Source organism: Enterococcus sp. AZ095b (genome assembly GCF_051714725.1).
Lineage (GTDB): Bacteria > Bacillota > Bacilli > Lactobacillales > Enterococcaceae > Enterococcus_B > Enterococcus_B pernyi.
The window spans coordinates 1,281,578-1,294,178 of record NZ_JBIOSL010000001.1 but is presented as its reverse complement, the minus strand read 5'-3'; the positions used below and the strand labels follow the sequence as shown (position 1 = coordinate 1,294,178).

Genomic DNA, 12,601 nt, shown 5'->3' with positions numbered 1-12,601 from the left:
ACAAAAATTACTAGTCTATCATTTTATGAAGTCGGCCATTTTTTGTCCAAATAGGATGCCAATAAAAAGTGATCGCTCCATTTTTATCTGTTCGATAAACTGCACTCTCTAAGCTTTCTAACGTTTCAAGGACTTCAGGATGTGGATGGCCATAGCGATTGTCAAGCCCGTTAGATAAAATCCCCATCTTCGGTTGTAAAGCAGCCAAAAACATAGGATGACTCGAACTACGACTCCCATGATGTCCTAGTTTCACGACCTCCGCCCTTAATGTTGGGTAAGCATTCAACAGGTCGAGTTCCCCTTCTTGATCCAAATCCCCCAGTAATAAAAAGCGCTGCTTCTTATATGCGAACCAGAGAACCACTGAATCTTCATTTTTTCCTTGCCCTTCTTTACTTGGCATCAAAACGTACAAGTCAAAGCAAGCAGATATTCGATCTCCTTGCCTGACTTCTATGATCTTGGTTCCTAACTGACTAATTTTTATCAATCGTTCGCGAAACTTTGGCTCTTTGGCAGTGCCCCAACCAATATATATCTTTTCAATGGTGAAATGTGACGAGAGTGTCTCTAATTCTCCGATATGATCAGTGTCATTATGTGTGAGAAATAGTTTTGTGATCGTGGTGATCCCTTGTCCTTTTAAATACGGAACGATATTATTTTCTGCATAAGGACGAGTAATACGTTGCTGCCACGCTTCTGTTTCAACATTTAATCTGCCCCCAGTATCGATTAAAATAACTTCTTGTTTCATCGGACTTTTTAGTAGGATACTGTCGCCTTGTCCGACATCGATAAAGGTGATCGTAGTCGAGGCATCAAGTAATGGTATCAAGAAATAACTGAGGAGGAGTGATAATGAATAAATGATTTTTTTCCATGGCGGAATCGTTACGCTCTCAAACAAAAGTAAGAGGACGACAATACTCAATAAAACGAAATAAAAAGCGGGTTGCCCGATCGTCAGTGTGGAGAAATCAAAACAAGAGAGGAAGTCTTCAAAGAGAATCAAACACGATTCGAGGATTTCTAATAAGGACTGCGGAAGGATGTTGCCTGCTAAAAAGAGAATGATCACCCCTGGAAGAAGGACGTATTGGAATAATGGAATACCAAGTGTCGTGAATAGGCCACCTAAAAACGACCACTCATAGAAATACCAAGCACTTAAAGGTAATTGGATTGCACTTGTTTGGAATAAATAGAATAAACGATTGTTCCAACCTTTTGATGAGTGAGAAAATGTCAAAAACAATAAACTCATCCATATACTTAATTGCGCGCCCATTTGAAGCAGGATCAATGGATCGAACAATAAAAGCAACCATAGATTCAAAGAAAAGCAATCAAGCGTAGATAGTTTGATTGCTGCCAATTTAAGTATAAGCTTCAACATAAATAAGCTCCCTGCTCTAACCACAGAAAATGAGCCTCCAGCTAATAGGATATACCCCACTGTAAGTAATGTCAGTGGAAGAATCGTAATAGACAAAAGACAGCCACTTCGTCGAAAAAGATAATACAAAAATCCTAAATAATAGTGGACATGCATCCCAGAAACTGCGAATAGATGCAGTAACCCAGTGGCTTTAAAAATTGATTCGGATTCGCGAAAAGAAGCATCACGATAACCGTAAAGTAACGCGTTGATATACATCCCTATTTTTTCAGGATAGCGTTTTTTTACATAATTGATTGCTTTGCCACGGAGGTCACGAAATAGAGTCACCCCTCCCATTGTTGAAGGCAGGACTTGAAAATCAGTTCCATGAAACTGACCACTGGTTCGTGATCCCTTCAGATATTTGACCGCATCAAATGCATAACGATTACGCAGGGATTCAGGTTTCTGATAACTGCCAGTTACTCGAAGTTCGATCGGATACCCGCGAAAGTCTTCCCATTGTTGTGCTTCTGCTTTTGTTTTGGCTTGATAACTTAGCTGTACTTTTTGTTTCGTTGGGATTCTTCGCGCCTCTACAATCAACCAGTCGCCATTCCGTTGAATTGTATCGGTCATCAATAGAAACTCTTCAGTTGTTTTTGTGTGATCAATCGAGGGAACCTCTGAACGAAGACAAGCCAACCAGACTGTCAGACTGCAAAAACAACAAAGATAGATCACGGCTTGCTTGTGTTTGAATAGGACCAGAAGAAAAAGACCAGCAATGATCAAGCGAGAAAGATCATGCTCCTTATAGTAAACGAAACATAAAATGACCGAAGACATTGCTGGTAAAATCAAGTAATTACGAACTTGTTCGCCAAATTGTTTAATCAAGTTCTCCTGTTGACTCTTGTTGAAGTTTAGCAAAATATTTCATATCTAAATTGACTTGATGGACGGATGCACCTAATTGGGTAATCAATGACTGTGCATAAGGGTCATTGCGGTAATCATGCAAGTAGTGGATTTTCCTGATTCCTGCTTGAAGTAATGCTTTTGTACATGCCAAACATGGAAAATGGGTGACATAGATCTCTGCTCCTTCTGTAGGAACTCCGAGTCTTGCACATTGGAGTAACGCATTCATTTCTGCATGGATCGTTCGTAAACAGTGACCATTCACGACATAGCAACCTTCGTCGATACAATGAACATCCCCACTCACTGCGCCGTTATAACCACCCGCAATGATTCGTTTTTCTCTAACTAATGTGGCACCTACTTCTAATCGTGTACATGTACTTCTTAATGATAATAATACGGCTTGTGCCATAAAATACTGATCCCAAGGAATTCGTTCATTGCTCATAATTTGTCTCCTCATTGGTTTATTCTATTGTAATTGTAACGAAGTTTTTCAGTTTTTCAACTGTCTTTTCGCCAAATCCCGATATTTCTTTCAAACTTTCAATTGTTTGGAAGGAACCGTTGGTTTCGCGATAATTGATGATCTCTTGTGCTTTCATTGCCCCGATTCCCGGAAGCTCCTGTAATTCAGCAAGGCTGGCAGTATTAAGATTGACTTTCTTTTCCTCTGGCTGTTCTTTTGCCTTTACTTCCTCTGCGAACTGAGGCATCTCTTCCCCAACTTGGGGAATATAAAGCACTTGTTGATCCGAAACTTTTGCAGCAAAATTGATTTGTTTTTCATCAGCGTGTGCAGTCAATCCTCCTGCTTTTTCAATGATATCAAATACACGTTCCTCGTCGGTAAATGCGTATATTCCTGGTCGATGGACATTGCCTTTCACGTCTACATACATGATTGGGTCGTTTGTCGTTGTTCCGGTTGTCGCAGTTTTTTGGTAACTATCCGAGCTTGTAGCAGTTAGCAACGGTACGTTACTAGCTTCATTGATCTTAGTTGGACCGATCTGACGGTATAAGACCACTCCTACTATCATACTAACTGATACACTGCATATAAAAAATAGAATGAAACGTTTTGGCGAATCAAAGATTTCTTGAACTATTTTCTTCATTGGTATTCTTTGCTATTTCATTTTCCTTTCTAAAAAATAGTGAAAAAACATCTATACTTCGATGTTCCTTCACTATTAGATACGCCTCAAATGATGATTTCTTTTATTTTTATATCCACGGTTTATTTAGTTGGTTCTATCCTTGGTTTCGGCTTCAAACTTGGAGAAGGCGGAGCTGGTCGTCGATTTTCCCCTGACTTACTCATTGCTGCTTGTTTGGTCATGCCAAATGAACGTTTGCCTGAGTCATTATGACTATTAAAAACCATACGGTCGGACTTCCCAGATCTGTTCTCTATTTCCAAGATTCGTTGTTTCACCGATTGCACAGCACCTTCTACAGATAAGTTTTTTGACGAAATAAGTCCTTGATTGATCGCAGATTTTACTTCTCGAGGTTTCGAATCACGTCGTTCAACCTCATCTTTCAATGAATTTTTTCTTCCATTATTTTCTTGCAACTCTGAAATTGGTGATAACCGTCTTGGTTGTTTGCTTTGTTGCTCATGATGACCAGTAAATGCTCCCTCGCCATGAACAGAAGAATTTCTGTGGTGTCCAGTTATAGGTCGTTCGATTCGTTCCTCTTCATTATGGGAAACTTCTATATACGATGAAACTTTCTCCCCATTGTTCGCTCGTCGGATTACTGCGTAAATAACGGAGTCATCTTTTCCATGGATAATTATCTTGCGAGACTTCTCGCTTTCTCCACCTTCCTCTAGGAAAGAAAGGGTACTGTAGTGTAATTCATCTTCTGTTTCAGGTTGACGCCGTTTTTTTTGCTCCGAAGATTGTGCTCGAAACTGTTCCCTTAGTTCCAACCCGCGAGCCGTAGGGATAGATTTCGCTCTTGAAGCTAAGCGCTCGATTTCATCAACGATTTCTTTTGAATCAATCCATACATCTTTAGCAACAATCGATTGAATATATTCTGATTTAAAATATTTACTATTCAAATCCTTTAGTGTATTCTCATATTTTTTAGGCTCTTTATTCTTACGCCTAAGAATAAAATTGAAAACTCTATCCGTTTTACTCAACTTCTTCTGTCGAAAATCTGCAAGTAAGCGCCTGGTCCACAACACACCGTTTCGATGTTTTGACAGTTGGTCTTTCGTTGCTTCCAATTGTTTGTCAAAATCAATCAATACACGTTTAAAGTCTGCTGTTTTCCGCAAATGCCCAAAATTTTTTTTATACTTTTTTTCGGAGTAATATTCTCCGATATCGAATGATGATTCTCGATTGCTTGGTTGTTCCATATTTATCTTGCCCCTTTCTAACTCTTTTTTATATAGTAGCAAACTTACTTAAAATTACCTACAAAATAACAAAACGTTTTTTTGTAATTATTGAAAAAAAAAAGAAAAAGAGGGGACATGAGCCCTTTCGTACCACCTAAACCGAATAAACGGCGGGAACAGATAGAAACTCTTCGAAAAATAATGCGCCACTCACAAAAATTTAAAAAACAATTTTCGTGGATGGCGCATTATTAGTTGAGGCTAAACATGTCTAGACCTCGCTTTAAAATATGAGTACAAAACATACAAGTCGATAAACCGTTTATTTCATGTTCTCAAGATACTCTAAGGCATCTTGCACTGTTTTGACCGGAACGATCTTCATCGATGTATTGAGTTTTTTAGCCGCAGCTTTGGCTTCTTCATAGTTCGTTTTGATATCTGGATTTTCTTTTTTCACTTCCTCAGAAATCGTATCATCTGGCGCAAAAAAGATATTCATTCCTGCTTCGTCTGCACTTGCCACTTTTTTATCGATTCCACCGATTCGTCCCACTTCACCTGCACGATTGATTGTCCCTGTACCGGCTATTTTTTTCCCTTTACGGATGTTTTTATGGGTCAACTGTTCATAGATCTCCAAAGTAAACATCAAGCCTGCTGAAGGGCCACCGATTGAACCAGAATTGATTGCCACTTCTGTGTCTGTGGCGATTTCTGTATGGTCGGTCAACGTGATCCCGATTCCTGGTTTTTTATCTGTCGATAACTCGATCAGTTTACCTGAAGCTTCTTCTTCCTTGCCATTGTGGATGAAGGTGATTGTGACAACCTGTCCTACTTCCTGTCCTTTCACGTACTCCATAAATTCTTCCGCACTCTTGAAACTCATCCCATCTACTTTCGTGACTGTATCGCCAACAGATAGTTTCTTATAAAAACTCGAATTTTTTTCGACGCCCATGACATAGACACCTTTGAATTCCATCGTATACGGAATATTCGCTAGTTTCAAGGCTTGCTCGATGGCGGCATTTTGTGAGGATTCCATATAATATTTTTGCATCTGATTATATTCTTCATTTGTCGCTCCACCAGTCAACTCTTCTTCACTGATAACATCTTTGAAATCTGACAGCAGTGCGGAGACGACACCAAATCCTGTTGCTCTTCTGATTCCTACAGAAGTGAGAGAGAAAGAGCCTGATTCTTTATCTTCTTGATCATTGACTGTGATCATATCTTTAAGATCAATCGTGGCACCTGGAGCCTCCACATAATAGGGTAAAGGAACAATGACAAAGCCTGCTAATAACGTACCTAAAAGGATTACGGATAATGTTTTCCACCATTTCTTATTCTGCATCACTTTCACGCTTTCTAGCTAATGCTTCGTTGATCACAGTAGGTAAATAGGTGCTCACGTCCCCACCAAAATAAAGAACCTCTTTAAGCATACTTGAGCTGATATGGCTATACTCTGGTTTTGCCATAAAAAGCACCGTCTCCAATTCAGGACTCAAATGATGATTCATTTGCGCAATGTCACGTTCATATTCAAAATCTTTGAAGCTGCGAACACCTCGAACCAGCGCTTGAATACCTAGTTCTTTTGCCGTCGTCACTGTCAACTGTGTCTCTTGGTGGATCACTCGGACATTTTCTAAGTGTGCGACTGCTTGTGTGATCAATTCCAAGCGTTCCTCAGCCGTGAACAATGTTTTTTTTGATGTATTGATAAAGATACCGATGATCACTTCATCAAACAACTTCGCAGCTCGTTCGATCGTGTCTAAATGTCCCATAGTCAATGGGTCGAAACTCCCTGGAAATAAAGCTCTTCTCATTTATATTTCCTCTTTTCTATAAATGGTCACCGCAGAGATGCCATAGGTCTGCTGTTTGATTTGTTGAAAATTTCCTATTGTCTCAGGAAGCTCCACTGACTTATCTGTTTCGCATACGATCAAGGCAGCATCCTGAAAAAGAGCCAATTCTTCCATACGTTTAATTTGATCGACGATTTTTTGTTTAGCATAGGGTGGATCTAAAAATAGAATATCAATCTTTTGATCTTCTTTCGCCAGTGACTCAATCGCTTTATCAGCATCTAATTTCATTGTATTGAATTTGTTCGGTTCTTTAGTGATTTCAATATTTTCTTTGATTATTTTTAGTGCTTGATAGTTTTTCTCCACGCAGATTGCGTAGCTACAGCCTCTGGAAACTGCTTCGATCGCTAGACCCCCGCTTCCTGAGTAAAGATCCAAAACGACCTCTCCATTAAAATAAGGACCGATCATGTTGAATATCGACTCTTTGACTTTATCAGACGTCGGTCGAGTATTTGGCCCTGCTAAACTTTTTAAACGGCGACCGCCGTAATCTCCTGAAATTACTCGCATCTACTCACTCCTTGAAACATACTGTTATTAGTATACCAAAAAAATAGACTTGATTCCGACTAAAATCGTCAATTCTCAAGTCTATTTTTTCTTAATTTAACTTTTTATAACTATTCAAAATCTTTTTATCACATTTTCTTCATTTTCGTCGATTTTATTAACTATAACGCTAGACTCTCTTTACTAGAAAACGTGATCAGCTAAGCGGATCTTGGTGTTTAATTCTTCGATCTCGAAGCCTTCTTCTTTTGTGTCCGCCTTTTTGCCGATTTTTTCAGCAAAATTCATTTCGATATCTGGTCGATAAGAACGTTCGACATTTCGTACGAAATGTAATTTCTTGATCCTTTCTTCCGTTTGTTCATAGTTGTCTTCATTTAAATACATGATCACATACTTCATTTTACGAGAGACATAATGCACTAATCCAAATTTGCGAAGATTTTTCAATTGTTTTAAACTATATACCCACACGACTAACCCTCGCCGATGTGTTTGTTCAAATTTTTTATTTTCTATGTCCATGGCAGTTTCCTCCGCACCCTTCACTTTTTTCAAAAAATGGACTACCTGCACTGATTTTGATCTCCGTCGAAATCGTATGTGCAAGTTGTTTTCCAATGGAATCTAGTATCTTTTGTAATTCTGTTTCACTTATTCGAAAAGCTGCTACTTCCTCATTTAGATCCAACTGCCTTTTGGCTTGGCGTACAGTTCGTTGTTTTTCACGAAACTCTGGAATGTACTTTCCATAAGGTGAAATTTCTTCAAATGCTTGTCTGCTTACAATAAAATCATTTTTTAACTGGTTGACGTTGATAGAAGTTTCCATCTCTTTTTTAGTTTTGAGATATTGTTCCATCATTTTACTTGTTACAATCGTTTGAACAAGCTGATGACACTGGTCCTCCAGTTCAAACAACTCCTCATTGATTATCACTGCTTTCACTAGTCTCCTCTTTTTCCTTCATTAAGACTAACATGTTTTCTTTCGAAAACGCAACGCCTAACTGTGTTGGTTCTTTTTCCAAGAATCGATCATGATAATAAGGATCAGTATATAACAATAACACTGAAAAAGTCGGATCAATGATTGGATGCATGAAAATCCCAGTTGTTTGATCTAATTGTCGTTTTTCCACTAAGCGATTGATTTCATCATTTGACAACGTAAATTTAACTGTAGTTTGCGAAGTCTGTGTTGCCATTTGCCACTCTGCCAAACGATTTTCTGCCAACCATTCTTCTGGTTGTTCGATAAAGTCTGTTAACAGTACATTCGTTTGGATCATAAAATCTGGAGAGTAATGATAATCAGGCAGTTCAGCTTCTTGGCGTAATCTCGTCAATACTCGAGTGATGACACGCTCTCTTGATTGATTGATACTTTCCCAGTCTGCTGAACTGTCCATTTCGTAGTGGGGCAATCCCTCTCCAAAGACCTGGTAAGGCATTAATTTCAATAAGCTTTTCTTATTTAAATAAACTGTTGAAAATAATCCACCTGTGTCTTGATCAAAAAAAAGCATCGCAAATGTACCGTTATCAAAAGCAATCAAGGGACGATAATTCATGTCTTCTTCAGTTAACTCGATTCCGACTTCTGTCTCTTCATACTCAAATGTGAAGTTCGGAAAAATCGTTGTAATCTCTGTCAGATCCTGCATAGTCATGCCAACGGCAAATGGTGTCAAACTAGTTGCGTTCGCATTTAAAACTTTGATAGCCTCTACTCGGTCATTTTGTATATTTGCTTCAAGTACGATTTGTTGAATTGGATCTTGATAATATCTGCTCTCAAAGCCGAATCCGCTCGTCAAACGATCTTTAGGTGAACCAATCTCTGCTTCTAATTCGGTGACTGATCGACCAATATATGTAGAAAAGCCAGTCGCATTTAGCTCCTGGTATTTCCAAGACGTTACCTGATTTTGATTTCCTATCAGTTGTTGGTCTTGCGTGGATGTTTCAAGTTTGGGAGGGAACACTACTGGCTCCAAATATAAAGCCGACGTGACGAATAGTAGTGTTGCTATAAATAGACCTAGTCGTTTCAAATGTTCCCTCTCCTTTCTTATTTTTCTGTAACTTCGATCAATAGATCTCCTGAGGCAATGGGATCGCCAGCAACAACATAGAGATGTGCGATTTCTCCATCAAATGGTGCTTCAATGGCCGTTTCCATCTTCATTGCTTCAGTAACCATCAATGTATCGCCTCTTTTGACCGTATCGCCTTTTTTCACCAAGACGTCTAAAACTGAACCGGACATCGTCGCACCGATTTGTTCGCGATTGGTTGGTTCTGCTTTTCGTCTAGTTTTTACCGCACTGACGATCGACGTATCTTTGACGGTGATTTCTCTTCGTTGACCGTTCAAATTAAAGAATAACACACGATTTCCTTCAATATCAGGTTCACCGATCTCGTCTAAACGAATGATCAGGATCTTGCCTTTTTCGATTTGAACGTTGACCGTTTCCCCTAAACGAATCCCTTGGAAGAAAGTCGGTGTATCCAGTAATGTGACATCGCCAAATTGATTATAAGCGGTCTGATAATCCAAGAAGACTTGTGGATACATCAAGTAACTCAAGACTTCTTCTTGTTTTGGTTCATAGCCGATCTTTTTAGCTAATTCTGCTTTGACTTTTTCGAAGTCTACTGTTTCAGCGAACAATCCTGGACGTTCGGTGATGGCTGGACGACCTTTCAAAATGATCTTTTGGAGTTTTTCTGGGAACCCGCCTACTGGCTGGCCTAATTCACCTTGGAAGAAGGTAACGACTGATTCAGGGAAACTCAATGTCTCGCCTTTTTCGTAAATGTCTTCTTCGCTCAACTCATTTTGGACCATGAACAAGGCCATATCGCCTACAACTTTAGAAGAAGGCGTGACTTTGACGATATCACCAAACATCAAGTTTACTGTGTGGTACATTTTTTTGATATCATCCCAACGATGACCTAAGCCAACTGCTTTGGCTTGTTGTTGTAAGTTCGAGTATTGTCCACCTGGCATTTCGTGCATATAAACTTCAGTTTCAGGTGCATTCAAGCCATTCTCAAATGGTTTGTAATACATGCGAACATCTTCCCAATAGTGATTCAACTGTTGCGCATTTTCAATATTGATTTCTGGTACACGTGGACCATTGACCAAAGCGTAATACAAACTGCTCATACTTGGTTGGCTAGTATTTCCACTCATCGCACTCATCGCTACATCGACGATATCGACACCCGCTTTAGTTGCTGCTGAGTAAGTGATGATGCCATTGCCACTCGTATCATGTGTGTGTAAATGGATTGGTAGATCCGTTGTCGCCTTCAGTTCACTGATCAAGCGATAAGCAGCTTGCGGTTTCAACAGTCCTGCCATATCTTTGATTGCGATCAGATGAGCGCCTAACTGTTCCAGCTCTTTTGCCATGTCCTTATAATATTGCACATTGTATTTCGCACGACTTGGATCATTGATATCACCTGTGTAGCAAATCGTCGCTTCTGCAATTTTCCCTGTATCACGAACGGCTTGGATACTCTTTTCCATTTGCGGTACCCAGTTCAGACTGTCAAAGATCCGGAAGACATCGATGCCTTGTGTCGCTGCTTCTTTGATAAATTCAGCGATCACGTTATCTGGGTAGTTGGAGTAGCCGACAGCATTCGATCCTCTAAAGAGCATTTGCAATAAAGTATTTGGCATCAAGGAGCGAATCTTTCTCAGGCGTTTCCATGGATCCTCATTCAAGAAACGATAGGCGACGTCAAATGTCGCACCGCCCCACATTTCGCTTGAAAACAGCTCAGGAAGCCCTTCACCAGTCAATCGCGCGATTTCTTTGAAATCTTTTGTGCGCACACGAGTAGCCAATAAGCTTTGATGGGCATCTCTAAACGTGGTATCTGTCAATAACACATTTTCTTGTTGTTTGACCCAATCCACTAATGCAGAAGCGCCGTCTTTGTCTAAAACATTTTTTGCTGTGATGTAATCCGGACGAGTGATCAGCTCTTTTGGTATACGTGGTGCATCGTAATATGGTTTTTCACCACGTTCGATGCCAGGGAAACCATTTACTGTGATTTCTCCGATGTATTTCATCGTTTTATTTCCACGGTCACGTAAGCGTGGGAAGTCAAATAATTCATTGGTACTATCGATGAACGTCGTTTTAGCTTGTCCTGATTGAAATTCTGGGTGCAAGATGACATTCAACATAAATGGAATATTTGTTTTCACTCCACGGATACGGAATTCTCTCAAGCAACGTTCCATTTTTTGGATCGCTGTTGCAAAATCAGCCGCATGGGTACAAACTTTTACTAGAAGCGAATCAAAATATGGGGTAACGATGTAACCTGCATAGGCATTCCCTACATCTAAGCGGACGCCCATCCCACCTGGTGAGCGATACGTATCGATCTTACCAGTATCTGGTAGAAAGTTACTCAATGGGTCTTCCGTTGTGATCCGACATTGGATGGCTGAACCTTTGATTTTTATTTCACTTTGCTGTGGCAATCCGATTTCTTTATGCAGATCTTTTCCTTGTGCAATCAATAATTGCGTCGTCACGATATCGACATCCGTAATCATCTCAGTGATCGTATGCTCCACTTGGACACGTGGATTGACTTCAATAAAATAAAATTCGTCATTTTCCACTAAAAATTCGACTGTCCCTGCATTGACATATCCCACATGCTTCATCAACTGGACAGCGGCATCGCAAATACGTTGACGCTGTTGCTCATTCATCGAAACACAAGGAGCAACTTCTACGACTTTTTGATGACGCCGCTGGACTGAACAATCCCGTTCAAAGAGATGGATGATGTTTCCATGGGTATCCCCTAAGATCTGGACCTCGATGTGTTTCGGATCAGCGATATACTTTTCAACATAGACTTCATCACTACCAAAAGCAGCTTTCGCTTCGCTTTTTGCACGTTCATATCCTTCGCGAGCGCCTTTTTCGTCATATGCTACACGCATCCCACGACCGCCACCGCCTAATGCTGCTTTGATCATGACTGGATAGCCATGACGTTCAGCAAATGATAAAACTTCTTCAATTGACTCTACTGGACCATCTGTCCCAGGGATCGATGCGATACCAGCTTCGATTGCTGCTGTTTTCGCTTTGATCTTATCGCCAAAAATATCAAGATGATGAAGTTCTGGCCCAACAAAAGTGATGCCTTCTTCTTTGCACCGTGTGGCAAAGTGTAAGTTTTCAGATAATAATCCGTAACCGGGATGGATCGCGTCCGCTCCACTAGCTTTAGCAATCTCAAGAATCCCTTCAATATCAAGATACGCATCTATCGGTCTTTTTCCTTTACCAACTAGATATGCCTCATCCGCTTTAAAGCGATGAACGGAATATTCATCTTCTTCTGCATAGACACCTACAGTTTGGATCCCTAATTCTGTACACGCGCGAAATACCCGTACAGCAATTTCTCCTCTGTTAGCTACCAAAACTTTTCTCATCGAATCACTCC

The 12,601-nt window shown here is 40.1% G+C and carries 11 protein-coding genes; all 11 read right to left on the bottom strand.

Annotated elements, in window-relative coordinates:
* Positions 1-10: 10 nt before the first annotated feature.
* Positions 11-2,287 carry a DNA internalization-related competence protein ComEC/Rec2 gene (locus IGJ99_RS06180; RefSeq protein WP_438747914.1) on the bottom strand — a complete coding sequence of 759 codons (2,277 nt, stop codon included), beginning with the start codon at positions 2,285-2,287 and terminating at the stop codon, positions 11-13.
* Positions 2,280-2,762, bottom strand: a complete 483-nt coding sequence (locus tag IGJ99_RS06175) for a ComE operon protein 2 (protein WP_438747912.1) — start codon at positions 2,760-2,762, stop codon at positions 2,280-2,282. The genes IGJ99_RS06180 and IGJ99_RS06175 overlap by 8 nt, the downstream gene beginning before the upstream one ends.
* A 19-nt stretch (positions 2,763-2,781) precedes the next feature.
* Positions 2,782-3,357 (bottom strand): helix-hairpin-helix domain-containing protein, encoded by a 576-nt coding sequence (locus tag IGJ99_RS06170; RefSeq protein WP_438722758.1) that lies wholly within the window; start codon positions 3,355-3,357, stop codon positions 2,782-2,784.
* Between the two features lie 200 nt (positions 3,358-3,557).
* Positions 3,558-4,700, bottom strand: a complete 1,143-nt coding sequence (locus IGJ99_RS06165; protein WP_438747907.1) for a hypothetical protein — start codon at positions 4,698-4,700, stop codon at positions 3,558-3,560.
* 304 nt (positions 4,701-5,004) lie between these two features.
* On the bottom strand, positions 5,005-6,048 hold the full coding sequence (locus tag IGJ99_RS06160) for a SepM family pheromone-processing serine protease (protein ID WP_438747905.1): 1,044 nt from the start codon (positions 6,046-6,048) through the stop codon (positions 5,005-5,007).
* Positions 6,038-6,529 carry a pantetheine-phosphate adenylyltransferase gene (gene coaD, locus IGJ99_RS06155; RefSeq protein ID WP_010735654.1) on the bottom strand — a complete coding sequence of 164 codons (492 nt, stop codon included), beginning with the start codon at positions 6,527-6,529 and terminating at the stop codon, positions 6,038-6,040. The genes IGJ99_RS06160 and coaD overlap by 11 nt, the downstream gene beginning before the upstream one ends.
* Positions 6,530-7,087, bottom strand: coding sequence for a 16S rRNA (guanine(966)-N(2))-methyltransferase RsmD (rsmD, locus tag IGJ99_RS06150; RefSeq protein WP_023519532.1), 558 nt, complete (start codon positions 7,085-7,087; stop codon positions 6,530-6,532).
* Between the two features lie 183 nt (positions 7,088-7,270).
* Positions 7,271-7,612 (bottom strand): YlbG family protein, encoded by a 342-nt coding sequence (locus tag IGJ99_RS06145; RefSeq protein ID WP_010735656.1) that lies wholly within the window; start codon positions 7,610-7,612, stop codon positions 7,271-7,273.
* Complete coding sequence (locus IGJ99_RS06140) at positions 7,596-8,027, bottom strand: YlbF family regulator (RefSeq protein ID WP_041684405.1); 432 nt, start codon at positions 8,025-8,027, stop codon at positions 7,596-7,598. The genes IGJ99_RS06145 and IGJ99_RS06140 overlap by 17 nt, the downstream gene beginning before the upstream one ends.
* Entirely contained in the window at positions 8,014-9,144 is a 1,131-nt protein-coding gene (locus tag IGJ99_RS06135; protein WP_438747902.1) for a CAP-associated domain-containing protein, read from the bottom strand. The genes IGJ99_RS06140 and IGJ99_RS06135 overlap by 14 nt, the downstream gene beginning before the upstream one ends.
* Positions 9,145-9,161: 17 nt before the next feature.
* Positions 9,162-12,590 (bottom strand): pyruvate carboxylase, encoded by a 3,429-nt coding sequence (locus IGJ99_RS06130; RefSeq protein ID WP_375152230.1) that lies wholly within the window; start codon positions 12,588-12,590, stop codon positions 9,162-9,164.
* Positions 12,591-12,601: the final 11 nt, after the last annotated feature.

Excerpts from the sequence above, each read along its gene's own strand:
- IGJ99_RS06145 (WP_010735656.1), bottom strand. The coding sequence starts at position 7,612 with ATGGACATAGAAAATAAAAAATTTGAACAAACACATCGGCGAGGGTTA.
- coaD (WP_010735654.1), bottom strand. The coding sequence starts at position 6,529 with ATGAGAAGAGCTTTATTTCCAGGGAGTTTCGACCCATTGACTATGGGA.
- IGJ99_RS06170 (WP_438722758.1), bottom strand. The coding sequence starts at position 3,357 with ATGATAGTAGGAGTGGTCTTATACCGTCAGATCGGTCCAACTAAGATC.
- IGJ99_RS06130 (WP_375152230.1), bottom strand. The coding sequence starts at position 12,590 with ATGAGAAAAGTTTTGGTAGCTAACAGAGGAGAAATTGCTGTACGGGTA.
- IGJ99_RS06165 (WP_438747907.1), bottom strand. The coding sequence starts at position 4,700 with ATGGAACAACCAAGCAATCGAGAATCATCATTCGATATCGGAGAATAT.
- IGJ99_RS06175 (WP_438747912.1), bottom strand. The coding sequence starts at position 2,762 with ATGAGCAATGAACGAATTCCTTGGGATCAGTATTTTATGGCACAAGCC.
- IGJ99_RS06160 (WP_438747905.1), bottom strand. The coding sequence starts at position 6,048 with ATGCAGAATAAGAAATGGTGGAAAACATTATCCGTAATCCTTTTAGGT.
- rsmD (WP_023519532.1), bottom strand. The coding sequence starts at position 7,087 with ATGCGAGTAATTTCAGGAGATTACGGCGGTCGCCGTTTAAAAAGTTTA.